Origin of the sequence: Rhizobium sp. YTUHZ044, from assembly GCF_051123975.1 — a bacterium.
Taxonomy (GTDB): Bacteria; Pseudomonadota; Alphaproteobacteria; order Rhizobiales; family Rhizobiaceae; genus Rhizobium.
The window spans coordinates 2,485,940-2,499,322 of record NZ_CP101426.1 but is presented as its reverse complement, the minus strand read 5'-3'; the positions used below and the strand labels follow the sequence as shown (position 1 = coordinate 2,499,322).

The 13,383-nt window shown below is 64.2% G+C and carries 14 protein-coding genes; 8 read left to right on the top strand and 6 right to left on the bottom strand.

Annotated features, from left to right (window positions below; all coding sequences use genetic code 11):
• The first annotated feature begins 74 nt into the window (after positions 1–74).
• Together NL154_RS12530 and NL154_RS12525 are read left to right on the top strand one after the other, a co-directional pair.
• Positions 75–725 (top strand): ArsR/SmtB family transcription factor, encoded by a 651-nt coding sequence (locus tag NL154_RS12530; RefSeq protein WP_210630836.1) that lies wholly within the window; start codon positions 75–77, stop codon positions 723–725.
• A complete protein-coding gene (locus NL154_RS12525; RefSeq protein ID WP_210630837.1) occupies positions 722–1,954 on the top strand; it encodes an MFS transporter in 1,233 nt (410 codons plus the stop codon). Before NL154_RS12530 ends, NL154_RS12525 begins: the two co-directional genes overlap by 4 nt.
• 14 nt (positions 1,955–1,968) lie before the next feature.
• On the opposite strand, the gene NL154_RS12520 is transcribed toward NL154_RS12525, so the two are convergent.
• From NL154_RS12520 to NL154_RS12505, 4 genes are all read right to left on the bottom strand, one after another.
• Positions 1,969–2,874, bottom strand: a complete 906-nt coding sequence (locus NL154_RS12520) for a LysR family transcriptional regulator (RefSeq protein WP_221164145.1) — start codon at positions 2,872–2,874, stop codon at positions 1,969–1,971.
• 182 nt (positions 2,875–3,056) lie between these two features.
• The gene (locus NL154_RS12515; RefSeq protein ID WP_210630839.1) at positions 3,057–4,079 is read right to left on the bottom strand and encodes an LLM class flavin-dependent oxidoreductase; all 1,023 of its coding nucleotides are present in this window, start codon (positions 4,077–4,079) and stop codon (positions 3,057–3,059) included.
• 145 nt (positions 4,080–4,224) lie between these two features.
• Positions 4,225–4,560 carry a hypothetical protein gene (locus NL154_RS12510; protein ID WP_210630840.1) on the bottom strand — a complete coding sequence of 112 codons (336 nt, stop codon included), beginning with the start codon at positions 4,558–4,560 and terminating at the stop codon, positions 4,225–4,227.
• 5 nt (positions 4,561–4,565) lie between these two features.
• Positions 4,566–5,363 (bottom strand): DUF899 domain-containing protein, encoded by a 798-nt coding sequence (locus tag NL154_RS12505; RefSeq protein WP_210630841.1) that lies wholly within the window; start codon positions 5,361–5,363, stop codon positions 4,566–4,568.
• Positions 5,364–5,478: 115 nt separating this feature from the next.
• Between NL154_RS12505 and NL154_RS12500 the strand changes: the two genes are divergently transcribed.
• From NL154_RS12500 to NL154_RS12485, 4 genes are all read left to right on the top strand, one after another.
• Positions 5,479–6,699 carry a helix-turn-helix domain-containing protein gene (locus tag NL154_RS12500; protein ID WP_221145413.1) on the top strand — a complete coding sequence of 407 codons (1,221 nt, stop codon included), beginning with the start codon at positions 5,479–5,481 and terminating at the stop codon, positions 6,697–6,699.
• Between the two features lie 27 nt (positions 6,700–6,726).
• Positions 6,727–7,356 carry a Vgb family protein gene (locus tag NL154_RS12495; RefSeq protein WP_434732752.1) on the top strand — a complete coding sequence of 210 codons (630 nt, stop codon included), beginning with the start codon at positions 6,727–6,729 and terminating at the stop codon, positions 7,354–7,356.
• A gap of 167 nt (positions 7,357–7,523) precedes the next feature.
• Positions 7,524–9,266 (top strand): ATP-binding protein, encoded by a 1,743-nt coding sequence (locus NL154_RS12490; RefSeq protein WP_434732751.1) that lies wholly within the window; start codon positions 7,524–7,526, stop codon positions 9,264–9,266.
• A 10-nt stretch (positions 9,267–9,276) separates the two neighbouring features.
• Positions 9,277–9,678 carry a response regulator gene (locus tag NL154_RS12485; RefSeq protein ID WP_210630844.1) on the top strand — a complete coding sequence of 134 codons (402 nt, stop codon included), beginning with the start codon at positions 9,277–9,279 and terminating at the stop codon, positions 9,676–9,678.
• A gap of 131 nt (positions 9,679–9,809) precedes the next feature.
• Here the strand turns inward: NL154_RS12485 and NL154_RS12480 are convergent, their stop codons facing one another.
• On the bottom strand, positions 9,810–11,231 hold the full coding sequence (locus NL154_RS12480) for a PLP-dependent aminotransferase family protein (protein WP_210630845.1): 1,422 nt from the start codon (positions 11,229–11,231) through the stop codon (positions 9,810–9,812).
• Between the two features lie 181 nt (positions 11,232–11,412).
• Between NL154_RS12480 and NL154_RS12475 the strand changes: the two genes are divergently transcribed.
• Positions 11,413–12,276: a DMT family transporter gene (locus NL154_RS12475; RefSeq protein ID WP_210631598.1), complete on the top strand. Its 864-nt coding sequence runs from the start codon at positions 11,413–11,415 to the stop codon at positions 12,274–12,276.
• Between the two features lie 174 nt (positions 12,277–12,450).
• The gene (locus tag NL154_RS12470; RefSeq protein ID WP_210631599.1) at positions 12,451–12,897 is read left to right on the top strand and encodes a DUF4168 domain-containing protein; all 447 of its coding nucleotides are present in this window, start codon (positions 12,451–12,453) and stop codon (positions 12,895–12,897) included.
• Positions 12,898–12,969: 72 nt separating this feature from the next.
• Here the strand turns inward: NL154_RS12470 and NL154_RS12465 are convergent, their stop codons facing one another.
• Positions 12,970–13,356 carry a cupin domain-containing protein gene (locus NL154_RS12465; protein WP_210630846.1) on the bottom strand — a complete coding sequence of 129 codons (387 nt, stop codon included), beginning with the start codon at positions 13,354–13,356 and terminating at the stop codon, positions 12,970–12,972.
• Positions 13,357–13,383 lie beyond the last annotated feature (27 nt).

The following is a 13,383-nucleotide window of genomic DNA, read 5'->3' as shown; positions in this document are numbered from 1 at the left end:
TTTTCGAATCTCCTTCGGAAAAGGTCTGCAAAGAAATATTTGCAAAGATATGTTTGCGATTGTATCCTTGGGTCATGAATGAGTACAATCCCCGACCCTCCCCAGATGCCGCCATCTCCCGGACCGTCAGCCGGGTCGTGCCCGAACCCACCGCACTGAAGGCGCTGGCGCACCCCGTCCGCCTGCGCATGCTCGGCATGCTGAGGATCGACGGCCCCGCCACGGCGACGCAGCTCGCCGCGCGGCTCGGCCTGAACAGCGGCGCGACCAGCTATCATCTGCGCCAGCTTGCCCAATATGGCTTCATCGAGGAGGCGCCGCATGGCTCACGACGCGACCGTTGGTGGCGCGCGCGCCATGAGCTGACCTCGGTGCCCGCAAGCGAGACGCAGGGGGAGGCGCTCGATCTCGATGTCGCCTTCAATCAGGCGGCGCTCTCGCTGCAGGTTGGCCAGATGCAGCAGGCGCTTGAGGAATATGCGGAGCTGCCGGCCAAATGGCGCAAGGCGACGGCCGCCGACGACATCATCATCCCGATGACCGCTGAAAAGGCCGAAGCCCTGACGAAACGGCTGAGCGATATCATTCTCGAAGCGATGCGGGAGGCCCCGCCGTTGGGGGAGGCGGCGTCTCGCAATCCTGACATCGTTCCCTTCTATGTCATGTTGCACGCCTTCCCCTATCCAGGCCGTGTTCCGCACCGCGAGCGGGATAACGAGCCGTGAGAAGGGGCAAGCCGTTTCTCGCGCTCGCCGCCGCCGAGACGCTATCGCTGTCCGGCACCCGGCTTTCGACTGTCGCCGTTCCCTGGCTGGTGCTGAGCGCCACCGGCAGCCCGGTGCTGACCGGGTTGACGGCGATGATGGAGATGCTGCCTTACGTGCTCGCCAAAGCGCTCGGCGGGCCGCTGATCGACCGGGTCGGCGCCAAGCGCATCGCCATCATCTGCGACGCCGCTTCCATGGCTGTGGTGGGTCTCGTTCCGCTTCTCGATCTCTTCGGCGTGTTGACGGTGCCGATGCTGCTGCCTCTTGTCTTTGCCATGGGTGTGCTGCGTGGTCCCTCCGACGCCGCCAAGCAGGCGATGGTTCCCGATATCGCCGCTCTCGCCGATGTGCCGCTCGAACGGGTGACCGGCGTCTCCAGCGCCATCGAGCGGCTGGCCTCGACGATGGGCGCGGCCGGCGCCGGCTTGCTGATCGGGCTGATCGGCCCGGGGCAGGCGCTCATCGTCAACGCCGCCACCTTTGCCGCGGCCACCGTAATCATTGCGACTGGCATACCGGGCATCCGCCGCACTCCTGCGATCCTCGCCGCGTCCGACGCGCGGCCAGCGTCATCCTATCTCGACGATCTCCGGGGAGGCTGGCGCTTTCTGCGCAGCGATGCCGTGCTCGTCAGTATTGTCACCATGGTGGCGATCACCAATCTGCTCGATCAAGCCTATCACGCCGTGCTGCTGCCCGTCTGGACGAAGAACGCCGGTCATGGGCCGGAGCTGCTCGGAGCGATGTTCGCCGCCTTCTGCGGCGCTTCCGTCGCGGGGGCGGCGATTGCCGCTGTTATTGGCGAGCGCATGCCGCGTCTGATCGTCTATACCGTGGCTTTCCTCCTGACCGGATGTCCACGCTTTCTGGTGCTCGCGGTGGATGCGCCGCTCGGCTCCGTCTTTGCGACGCTCGCAATCGCAGGCTTTGCCTCCGGTTTCCTCAACCCTATCCTGTCGGCGGTGATCTTCGAGCGCATCCCCAAACCGCTGACCGGCCGCGTCACGGCGATGAATACCGCTCTCTGCTTTGCCCTCATCCCCTTCGGCGGCCTCGTCGGTGGCGCGCTGATCAGCACGATCGGGCTTGGCGCGGCGTTGCTCCTTTGCGGCCTCGCTTACCTCGCTGCGACCCTCTTTCCGCTGGCGCTCAAGAGCTTTCGCGGTTTTGACAAGGCCGTGGCATGAGCCCCGCGCAGGCCCTAGCCTTGCCCTCCGATTTCCTCGAACAACAGATCGATGAAGCAGCGCACTCGCGGCTCCAGCATGCCTTTGTCGGGATAGAGCGCCACGATCTTCGTGTCGTCGGTTTCGAGGTCAGACAGGACCTGCCGGAGACGACCGGCGGTCAACTCGGCGGCGACAACGAAGTGCGGAAGAAGGGCGATTCCGAGGCCGGCCATGCAGGCGTCACGAACGGCTTCTCCGCTGTCGAGCCTCAGGCGGCTGCGCCCCTGCGCCTTGATCCAGCCGCCACCACTGCGAAAGCGCCAGCCCTGCCTTTGGCCGCGGCTGGTGAAGAACAGGCAGTCATGGGCCGCCAGATCCCCTATATCGCGAGGCATGCCGCGTTCGGAGAGGTAGGAGGGCGAGGCACAGAGCCGCGCCTTGTCACTGGAGATCACGCGCGCGATCAACCGGCTGTCGGCCGCCGATGGCGTCGCGCCAATCCCGATCGCCAGATCGAAGCCATCTTCGACGTTGTCGGCCGGGCGATCGGTGAAGTTCACTTCGACCTGCATGTCGGGCCAGGTGCGAAGATATTTTTCGAGTAAGGGAAGGACGACGAGCCGTCCGAAGAGACCGGGAACGGCAAGCCTGAGAACGCCTCGCGGCGTGCCGCTTTGCCCCGCAATGCTCGCCTCCGCCTCGTCGACCGATGCCAGGATCTGCAGCCCGTGCTCGTAGAACAGTCGTCCTTCGTCGGTCAGGCTCAGTGTTCTCGTTGTCCGGTTGAGCAGGCGCGCCCCGAGCCGCTCTTCCAGGCGGGTGACGGCCTTTCCCGCTGCCGAACGGGAGAGGCCCATGGCCTGGCCGCCGGCGATAAAGCTTCCGGCATCGACGACGGCCATGAAGATCAGGATATCGTTCAGGTTCGTGCGCGGCATTAGGCAACTCGAGCGATTTGACTGCAGCCTTAAGTCGGTCGCGATGTGACAGATTCAAGGCTCGCATCATCAACGTCGACCGCGCCAGTTAGGTCCCGGGTGCATCGAAATGATGGCGGCCGACGACAGCTGCCGTTTCTCATCACCACCGCTTCTATTGAAGGCTCGCGCAAGCCTCGCTGTCAGCGCCAGCCGAGCGCCGGAGCGACGTGGGTGAGGATCGCTTCGATGACGTGGGCGTTGTAGGCGACGCCGAGCTGGTTTGGCACGGTGAGCAGCAGCGTGTCGGCCTCGGCAATCGCCTCGTCTTCCGCAAGCTGCTTGATGAGCACGTCAGGTTCGGCGGCGTAGCTGCGGCCGAAGATCGCCCGGGTCTTCTCGTCGATGAAGCCGATCTTGTCGCCTTCGTCGCCGCCAAAGCCGAAATAGGCGCGGTCACGTTCGTCGACGAGCGCGAAGATGCTGCGGCTGACCGAAACGCGCGGTTCGCGTGTATGGCCGGCCGCCTTCCAGGCTTCACGATAGGCGCGGATCTGGTCGGCCTGCTGGACGTGGAACGGCTCGCCGGTTTCGTCGTCCTTCAGTGTTGAGCTCTGCAGGTTCATGCCGAGCTTGGCGGCCCAGACGGCGGTGGCGTTGGAGCTCGCCCCCCACCAGATACGCTCGCGCAGGCCTTCCGAATGCGGCTCGAGACGCAGGAGGCCGGGTGGATTCGGAAACATCGGCCGCGGGTTCGGTTTGGCGAAGCCTTCGCCGCGCAGCACCTCAAGGAAGACTTCGGCATGATGCCTGGCCATGTCGGCCTCGCTCTGACCTTCCGGCGGCGCATAGCCGAAATGGCGCCAGCCGTCGATCACCTGTTCGGGCGAGCCCCGGCTGATGCCGAGTTGCAGCCGCCCCCCGGCGATGAGATCGGCAGCACCGGCATCCTCGGCCATATAGAGCGGGTTCTCGTAGCGCATGTCGATCACGGCCGTGCCGATTTCGATCCGGTTGGTCCTGGCGCCGACGGCCGCCAGCAGCGGAAAAGGCGCTGCGAGCTGCCTGGCGAAATGGTGCACGCGGAAATAGGCACCATCGGCGCCGAGCTCCTCGGCCGCCACGGCAAGGTCGATCGACTGCAGCAGCGCATCGCCCGCCGAGCGCGTCTGCGATTGAAGCGAGGGCGTCCAGTGCCCGAACGAGAGAAAACCGATCTTCTTCATGTCGCACCTTTATCCGTTGCGTCATAGTGGATCGGTCATGGCATAGTTTCGGTGCGTAAGACAATCACAACCAGAGAGAACGGCGCGCTTTCCCGGAGGCGTTTGCTCAAGCGGGACGCGAAGCAATGTCAGAGGCGCCGAACCGTCATCTGCACCCCAGCCCCAGCCTGCTGGCAAGCCCCAGCCAGGGAGCCAGGTGAAAGGCGCTCATCAGCAGGTACATCGGCACCATCCCGCCGATCGGGAAGGCATCCGATGTAGTCGTGCAGATCGTGTCGGCGCTGCCGGTTACTGCCGTCAGCAGCGCCATGATCGCAAATGTTGGGGCGGCGGCGAGAGACAGAAAATCGGCGGCGGCGAGAGCGGGCTTGACCGGCTCGTCGGCGGGTCCGTCAGCGGCGGCGATCGACAGCCAACTCGCGGTGCCGAGGGAGGGGCTGACGTCGTCAGCCCGTTTTGAGGCGTGAGCGAAGAGCGCCATTGTTGTCACTCCTTGCCGTAGCGGTCGTGGTGGCGCCACCAGATGCCGGTTTCGTTGCGGCCCTTCGGCGCGCGGTCCAGCCATTGGTACACGCCCCAGAGCCCGTCGAGTCCGCGCGCATAACTGGAATAGCTGTGGTAGACGCCGCCATCGATGAGTTCGAAAGCGCTGACGCCGGGGCGGTCGCGGGTGTAGGTGGGAACGTCGGTGCCGGTCATGGACGCGATCTGGACGATGGGTTCGTCGCTGCCGCGCGACTGCCAGTCCGGCACGGTCTTGCCCGCCGGCGGTTCGGGGGCGGGCGGTTCGCGACGGTAGTTGTATTCGATCTCGCCGAGACGCTGCTGCTCCGGGCTGAACCAGACGCTGAAATCGGCGTTGAAATCGCTGCCGGCTGACGAGGCCCAGGGAAAGCTCCAGTCCATGCGCCGCTTGAAGGCCTCAAGCTTTGCAAGCGGCGCGCGCGAGACCGCCCAGAAGGCGACGTCGTGATTTTCCAGGTGGACGAAGAAACCGTTGAAGCCGTCGGCGATCGAGGAGCAGGAGGGGCATCCGGCGCTGTAATCCGGCCCGAACATGAAATGATAGATCAGGAGCTGCGAACGCCCGCCGAAGAGATCCTTCAGCGAAGCACCGCCGCCTTCGGTGTCGAAGTGGTAGTCCTTGCCGATCCTCACACGGGGCAATTGCTGGCGTTTGGCCGCCAGCGCATCGCTTCGCCGGGTCAGTTCCTTTTCCTCCTCGAGCAGATCAAGTCTCGCCGCCAGCCATTGCTCGCGAGTTGCGTTCAGCATTGCCGTCATGGGTCTTCTCCTTTGCCTGTCTCTCGTCGTAGCATCCGGCGCGCTTGCCTGCCGTTGAAAGAAGATTACGGCGGGAGGGACAAATGCCGGGAGTGACAAGTGTGACGGGATTTGAATGGACTCGCTGATTACGGCCGCGGCGCAGGCGCTGGCATCGGGCGATACGCTTGGCGCGCTGAAACGGGTGGCGCTGCGCGACGATGCGCCTGCGCTGGCGCTGCGCGGCATCGCCATGGCGCAGCTCGGTGACCTCATCCGCGCCAAGGCGCTGCTGAAGAGCGCTGCGCGCGCATTCGGACCGCGGGAGGCGGTGGCCCGCGCCCGCTGTGTCGTCGCCGAGGCCGAGATCGCGCTCGTATCGCGCGATCTCACCTGGCCGCCGAAGGTGCTGGAGGGGGCGCGCAAGGTTCTGGAAGCGCATGGCGACCGGGTCAACGCCGCCCATGCCGGCAATATCGCCATTCGCCTGATGGTGCTGATCGGCCGGCTCGACGAGGCCGAGCAGGCGCTGGCCGCGCTCGACCCGACGCCGCTGCCGCCGGCCTTGCTGGCCGCCCATGAGCTTGTCGCGGCTGGGATCGCGGTCCGGCGCTTGCGGACGCAGCCGGCGCGCGCGGCGCTCGAACGGGCAAGGCTTGCGGCGCGGCGGGCCGACATGCCCGTGCTCACGGCGGAGGTCGAGACCGCTGGACATGTGCTCGATCTGCCGGCGGCGCGCCTGGTTTCGCGTGGGCATGAACGGCCGCTGCTGCTTGCCGAGGTGGAGGCGCTCTTTTCAAATGGCACGCTCGTCGTCGATGCCTGCCGCCATGTCGTGCGCGCGGGCAGTGCGGTGGTGCCGCTGGCGAGCCGGCCGGTGCTTTTCGCCCTCGCTCGTGCGCTTGCCGAAGCCTGGCCGGCGGATGTGTCGCGCGGGGCGCTGATCGCACGCGCCTTCCGCGGCAAGCATGCCGATGAATCGCATCGCGCCCGGCTGCGCGTCGAGATCGGCCGGCTGCGGACGGAATTAGCCGGGCTGGCGGAAGTCTCGGCTACCGAGCGCGGTTTTACCCTTTCCCCTGCCGGCGCCGCTGAGGTTGCAGTGCTTGCCCCGCTCGTCGAAGGGCCGCATGCGGCGGTGCTCGCCTTGCTCGCCGATGGCGAAGCGTGGTCGAGTTCGGCGTTGGCAATCGCGCTCGGCACCAGTCCGCGCACCGTGCAGCGGGCGCTGGATGCGCTCGCCGGCGAGGAGAAGGTGCAAGCGATCGGACGCGGGCGGGCGCGCCGCTGGATGAGCCCGCCGCTCTCCTCTTTCCCGACGATCTTGTTACTCCCGGGACCGCTGCCGAGCGACTAGTATGGGTCAACCGACAAGGAGGAAGACATGAAGACATCGGCTGCGACCATTCTGCGTGAATATGGACCCTTTCCGGGTGCGGAGCGCGTTCACGGCGTCACCTTCGACGGCCGGCATGTCTGGTTCGCCTCGGGCGACAGGCTGAACGCACTCGATCCCGACAGCGGCGAAGTGGTGCGGTCGATCGAAGTCGCCTCTCACGCCGGCACGGCTTTCGACGGCGAGTTCCTCTATCAGATTGCCGAGGACGTCATTCACAAGATCCACCCGAAGACCGGCCAGATTCTTTCCACCATCCCGGCCCCCGGCAATGGCGGCGATTCCGGCCTTGCCTGGGCCGAGGGCACGCTCTGGGTCGGCCAGCATCGCGGCCGCAGGATCCATCAGATCGATCCTGAGACCGGCAAGATCCTGCGCACGATCGAATCCAACCGCGTCGTGACAGGCGTCACCTGGGTCGACGGCCAGCTCTGGCACGGCACCTGGGAGGGCGACGACAGCGATGTCAGGCGCATCGACCCCGAGTCCGGCGAGGTGCTGGAGCGGCTCGACATGCCCGAAGGCACTGGCGTCTCCGGCCTCGAATCCGACGGCGGCGGCTGCTTCTTCTGTGGCGGAGGCAATAGCGGCAAGATCCGCACTGTGCGCCGGCCGTGAGGGCTGCGCCGCCAGGGTGGGGCTGCTCATTGCAAGAAGCCGGCGTCAGCGCACCCGCCTCGCCCTTCGGCGCCCCTTGCGGGGCACCTCAGGCTTAGGCTCTCGTAGGTGCCGGCGGCTCCGGCCACGCAAATACCTGCGGGGAGCAATTCACCGTCCGTCAACTTTTGCGTGTCAATTTCGAGGGAAGGGGCGCCATCAAAAGGTTGCAAGTATTGAAGGTCAGGCTCACATCGCACATCACGCTCGTCCTGGTGGCGCTCACCTGTGCGGCGGCCGTATTGCTGTGCGGATTCGCATGGATTGCCGCCGTGAACGTCGATGATCTCTACTTGCGCCGCCAGGCCGACTTTGTGCGACAAGGATTGGATGAGCAGTTCAAGGCGCTTCCCCGGGAACAGGAAAGCGTCACGAAATGGGACGACGCCTTTCTTTATTCCAAGCAGCGGAACCATGAATGGTTGCTTGACAATGTCGGCCGCTGGACGAGCCAATATTTCGGACACGATAGAACCTACATCTTCGACAATACCAATCGCCTGCTGTTTGCGTTCCGCGACGGAACGGACACCATGCCGCCGCGCCTCGGCAGCGACGACGGCGAGGAAATGACGGCGCTGGCCGGCGAGACGCGGGCGGCTCTCGTCGAGCGCAAAAGAAGCGGTGGCGAACCGCTTGGCCAGCTGGCCAGGGTACGCACGATCATGATCGGCAACAGACCGGCGATAACAAGCGCGCGCCCTGTTATGCCGAGTTCGACAAGGATGCAGATCGAAGCGGGTCAGGAGTTCATCGCCGTCTCGGTCAAGTTCATCGACGGAAAAGCGGCTGAAAGCATTGCCCATTATGCGCGGCTCGAAGGATTGCATTTTTCCCTTTCGAAGGGAGACGACGAGCGGGCGCAAGTGCCTGTCTCGTCCTATGACGGCGGGGTGATCGGCTATCTCGTGTGGCAGCCGATCCGCCCGGGCTTCATGCTGCTCCAGCAGATCGCGCCGGCAGGGCTCGGCTGTCTGGCTCTGTTGATCGCCGCGGTGTTCTGGCTCGGACGAGGACTGCATCGCACCTCGCTGACCCTGCTGGACAGCCAGGCCGAACTCACCCACCACCGCCACCATCTGGAAGAGATGGTGGCGGACCGAACAGCCAAAATCGAAAGACAAAGGCAGGAGCTGGACCGCCTGCTGGTGCACGAACGCCAGGTGAATGCGCTGCAGCGCCAGTTCGTTGCTATGGCCTCGCACGAATTTCGAACGCCGCTTGCCATCATCGATGCGGCCGCCCAGCGGCTCTGCCGCTCGACGACCAACGTCAGCGGCGAGTATGTTCACGAAAAAGCCGGAGTGATCCGCAGCGCGGTGGTGCGCATGGTCGATCTCATGGAGAGCATCCTTGCGAGCGGCCGGCTCGAAACCGGACAGATCATACTGAAGAGGAGCGAAGGTAATCTGAAAGCCTTGCTCGTCGCCTGCTGTGATCGGCAGCGCGAACTCAGCCCTTCGCATGTCTTCCATCTCGATCTCGAACTCGTACCTGACGTATTGACCTTCGATCGAAGCGCGATGGAACAGGTCTTCATCAATCTGATGTCGAACGCCGTCAAATATTCGCCCGATCAGCCTGACATTTATGTTCACGCTCGGGTTGAAGAGAAAATGGTGGAAATCGCCGTTGCCGATAGCGGCATCGGCATGGATGCGGATGATCTGCCGAAACTGTTTCAACCTTATTATCGCGCCCGCAGCGCGACGGGTATTGCCGGAACCGGCATTGGCCTGAACGTCGTCAAGCAGGTCATCGAGCTGCACGGCGGCACCGTCGAGGTGACGAGTGAGCTTGGCAAAGGCACAACATTCACCATCTCTCTGCCAATAGAGTTTCTATTGTCGGATCAACAAGTCGCAGCTTAAGGAAGAGCTTATGGTTACAGTCCTGTGCATAGAAGACGAAGTCGAGATCCGGAATCTCCTCGTCGAAGAGTTGAGCGAAGCCGGCTACAGGACGCTCCAGGCCTCGAACGGCGCAGAGGGCCTGGAAATGATCCTGTCGAAATGGCCTGATATCGTCATCAGCGACATTTCCATGCCTGTTATGGATGGGCATCAGCTTCTGGCGGAAATCCAGATCAATCACCCGGAGCTCTCCAACATTCCCTTCATCATGCTGACGGCGCTGACAGACCGGGAAAACACGCTCGCCGGCCTGCGGGCCGGTGCTGCGGATTATCTGACGAAGCCGCTCGACTTCGACCTGCTGCTCGCCAAGCTGGAGGGCTGCGTGACGCGGCTGGAGAACGATAAGGCGCTCAATCGGTCGTTTTGATTGGGTGGGGTGAGACCAGCGCGTCCGAAATCGTTGGCTGATTCTACCGGCAGGCCAGAGGGGGTGTCTCACGCATGACCTTTCGGTCGCTCTGATGTCTTCGCGGTTTTTCCGAGGGATGTGCTGTAGCTTTATCGCGCGGCCTTTCCCAACACATCCCCCAATACCGCAAATACTCTCTCATCCAGCGTCTGCGACACATTGAAGCGCATGAAATTCGTCGCCGATTGCGACAGGCTGAACGCATTGCCCGGCGCCAGCACGATCCGCTTTTCCAACGCCGCTCGCGCCACATCAGCTGCGTCGATGTCATCGGGCAGGCGGCACCAGAGGAACATGCCGGCCTGGGGCTCCAGCCAGGGTTTTATCCCGAAGCCCTTCAGACGAGCGGTGACCTCGGTCATGGCGCGCGCCAGCCGCTGCCTGAGCATTTCCATGTGTTTGCGGTAACCGCCGTCGCTCAAGACCTTGAGCACCAACTCGGCCGTCATCCGGGCGCCGCCGAAGGAGGTGGCGATCTTGAGGTCGGTGAGGCCCTCGATCCATTCGGGCCTGGCGACGATGAAGCCGCAGCGGGCAGAGGCCGAAAGCGTCTTCGAAAAGCTGCCGATATGGATGACGCGCTCGAGCCCGTCAAAGGCGGCGAGGCGAGGCGCGACCGAATATTCGAAATCTGCGAAGATATCGTCCTCGATGATGGTGAGATCGAACTGGTCGGCGAGTTTCAGGACCCGGTGGGCTGTGACGGGGGAGAGTGTCGCGCCGGTCGGATTGTGGATGGCCGAGTTGGTGATGTAGAGCCGCGGCCGATGCTCGGCGAGCGTCTGCGCGAAGAGTTCGACATCGGGGCCTGACGATGTGTAGGGCACACCGACGATCTTCGCCCGGTGGGCGCGCAGCAATGCGTGGAAGTTGAAGTAGCAGGGATCGTCGACCAGCACCGTGTCGCCGGGTTCGAGCAGGAAACGGCAGAGCAAGTCGATCGCCTGCGTGCTGGACTCGGCGAGCAGGATCTGAGCCGGCGAAGCCTCGATGCCGCGCTCGCCCATGCGCCGCGAAATCAGCTGGCGCAGCGGCCGCAGGCCGAGCGGCGAGCCGTAATCGGCAAGGGCCGGCCCCTCGGCGCGCGCAAGCGTTCGGAGCGCCCGGCGCATGCCCTCGCCAGGCAGCCAGGAGGACGGCAGCCAGCCACAGCCGGGTTTGAGATCGGCTTCATCGGACTCCAGCGATTGCCGCGAAATCCACAAGGGATCGACGGCGCGGTCGAGTTTCGGCCCGGCCTCGGCCAGTGCGAAGGGGGCCGCCTGGTTGGCGACATAGAAGCCGGAACCCGGCCGTGAGATGATCGCGCCCTCGGCGGCCAGGCGCTCATAGGCGTCGACGACGGTCGAAGTCGAGAGCTTCATGCTGGACGCCAGGCTCCGCACCGAAGGCAGCCTTGCCCCCGGCGTCAGGCTGCGCCCGGCGATGCGCTGCCGGATCGTCGCCATCACCATCTCGACGCGGGTGCGTCCCGCTATCTTTTCGTTCATCCGTACTGCCTTTTGAACCATAACAGTTTTGCGAAACCGTATCAGACCGTCACTGTCGTGGCTATCGGTTTTGGCGGATAAGGCTGGACGGCCCGTTCTTGTGAATTCGATTCAGCTAACGCGCCTCAGGTTATTGTTTATGCATGCCGTTCTCTCAAGGCCGCAGGGTTTCGACGACATGCATCTGGGAAGGGAACGCATGATGGAGCGCATGACGGCAGGATGGGTCAATGGTTTGATTGGTGTGGTGATCTTCAGCGGCTCGCTGCCGGCGACGCGCGTGGCGGTGGCGCAGTTCGATCCGGTCTTCCTGACTGTTGCGCGCGCGGCGATCGCCGGGGTGCTGGCGCTCTGCCTGCTGATCGTCTTTCGTGAGAAGCGGCCGGCCGGGCGCGATATCATCTCGCTTGCCGTGGTCGCGCTTGGCGTCGTGGCGGGCTTTCCACTGCTGACGGCGCTGGCGCTGCAGCATGTGACGTCAGCCCATTCGATCGTCTTCGTCGGTCTGCTGCCGCTGGCAACGGCGACCTTCGGCGTGATCCGCGGCGGCGAACGGCCGAAGCCGGCCTTCTGGCTGTTCTCCATCCTCGGCAGCGCGCTGGTGGCGGGCTTTGCCCTGACGCAAGGTCTGACGGCCTCGCCGGTCGGCGACCTGCTGATGCTCGCGGCAATCGTCGCCTGCGGCCTCGGTTATGCCGAGGGCGGCCGGCTGTCGCGCACGCTCGGCGGCTGGCAGGTGATTTCCTGGGCGCTGGTCCTTTCGCTCCCAATCATGATTGCAGTCGCGTTCGTCTACCGGCCGGAAAGTTTCGCCGGCATTGGAACGCCGGCGCTCATCGGCCTTGCCTATGTCTCGCTGTTCTCGATGCTGATCGGTTTCATCTTCTGGTATCGCGGCCTCTCGCAAGGCGGCATCGCCGCCGTCGGCCAACTGCAACTGCTCCAGCCCTTCTTCGGCCTGGCGCTCGCCGCCACGCTGCTGCACGAACCGGTCACCTGGGCGATGCTCGCGGTGACGGTGGCTGTCATTTTCTGCGTAATGGGGGCGCGCAGGTTCGCGCGGTAATAGTTGAGCTGGGGCCACAAAGCTGCCGCTCAATCGTCAGAAAATGGCCCCTTTACCGCCGCACCGAGCCCTTTTCCGGGCTTCATCGTCGTGACCTCGCCAGCCTTTCCAGCGGCTGAGCGATCGACCGAGGCGGTCTTTGCTGCCGTCCAAATCACCGGAAAAGGAATGAAAATGATCACTCGTTACACATCCCTCGCAACGATGACAGCCGCGGTGTTCAGTCTGCTTGCTCTCAGCCCGGCATCCGCGACCGAGCTTGCCCAGGCGCAACAGCAGCCGCCGGCACAGGGGCAGGCGCCGATGCAAGGACAGGGTGGTACCGGTGCGGCTGCCCCTGTCAGTGATCAGAAACTCGAGGCCTTTGCCGTTGCCTACGTGCAGGTCGACAAGGTCAGGCAGGAATATTCGGCCAAGATCGACGCGACCAAGGACCAAGCTGCGAAGCAAAAGCTGCAGGAAGAAGCCAAGAAGCAGATGGTCGACACCGTCCAGGCCTCCAACGACATCTCCGTCGAGGAATATTCGTCGATCCTGACGGCAGCGCAGAGCGACCCGGCGCTCGCTAAGAAGGTTCTGGACAAGATCGGCACCCCGCCGCCGGCGCAGCCGCAGCAATAGGCTTAAACTGGAGCCAAGGCGCGGGTCCACGCGGCGAGTGCTTCCCGCGCCCGCCCCAATCCTGACGCGGCCTCAGTTGGCGGGCACGACCAGCGCTTCGCCCTTACGGACGATGTAGGTCGCCAGCTCCGAAGCCTTGCCGCTGCCGACGTTTCTGGCCGAATGCACGACGCCGGAGGGAATGAACAGCGATTGGCCGGCCTTCAGCGTTACCGGCTCCTGCCCGTCGAGCCGATATTCCAGCGTGCCCTCGATAACGAAGGCGATTTCTTCGCCCGGATGCGCATGCTTCGGCGCGAGAACGCCGGGGGCGAAATCGACGCGCACCTGAACGGCCTCGTGGCCGGGTACATCGATATCGCTTCTGACGAGGTCGGTGCGCTGCAGCGGCTGTTCCGCATGCGCTATCGCCGCGCCGCCAAGGAGAAGGGCGAGCGGTATCGCCTGGATCATTTTCATCGTGTCATCCTTCCTGTATTGACCATT

Excerpts from the sequence above, each read along its gene's own strand:
- NL154_RS12530 (WP_210630836.1), top strand. The coding sequence starts at position 75 with ATGAATGAGTACAATCCCCGACCCTCCCCAGATGCCGCCATCTCCCGG.
- NL154_RS12520 (WP_221164145.1), bottom strand. The coding sequence starts at position 2,874 with ATGCCGCGCACGAACCTGAACGATATCCTGATCTTCATGGCCGTCGTC.
- NL154_RS12515 (WP_210630839.1), bottom strand. The coding sequence starts at position 4,079 with ATGAAGAAGATCGGTTTTCTCTCGTTCGGGCACTGGACGCCCTCGCTT.
- NL154_RS12510 (WP_210630840.1), bottom strand. The coding sequence starts at position 4,560 with ATGGCGCTCTTCGCTCACGCCTCAAAACGGGCTGACGACGTCAGCCCC.
- NL154_RS12505 (WP_210630841.1), bottom strand. The coding sequence starts at position 5,363 with ATGACGGCAATGCTGAACGCAACTCGCGAGCAATGGCTGGCGGCGAGA.
- NL154_RS12500 (WP_221145413.1), top strand. The coding sequence starts at position 5,479 with ATGGACTCGCTGATTACGGCCGCGGCGCAGGCGCTGGCATCGGGCGAT.
- NL154_RS12495 (WP_434732752.1), top strand. The coding sequence starts at position 6,727 with ATGAAGACATCGGCTGCGACCATTCTGCGTGAATATGGACCCTTTCCG.
- NL154_RS12485 (WP_210630844.1), top strand. The coding sequence starts at position 9,277 with ATGGTTACAGTCCTGTGCATAGAAGACGAAGTCGAGATCCGGAATCTC.
- NL154_RS12480 (WP_210630845.1), bottom strand. The coding sequence starts at position 11,231 with ATGGTTCAAAAGGCAGTACGGATGAACGAAAAGATAGCGGGACGCACC.
- NL154_RS12475 (WP_210631598.1), top strand. The coding sequence starts at position 11,413 with ATGGAGCGCATGACGGCAGGATGGGTCAATGGTTTGATTGGTGTGGTG.
- NL154_RS12470 (WP_210631599.1), top strand. The coding sequence starts at position 12,451 with ATGATCACTCGTTACACATCCCTCGCAACGATGACAGCCGCGGTGTTC.
- NL154_RS12465 (WP_210630846.1), bottom strand. The coding sequence starts at position 13,356 with ATGAAAATGATCCAGGCGATACCGCTCGCCCTTCTCCTTGGCGGCGCG.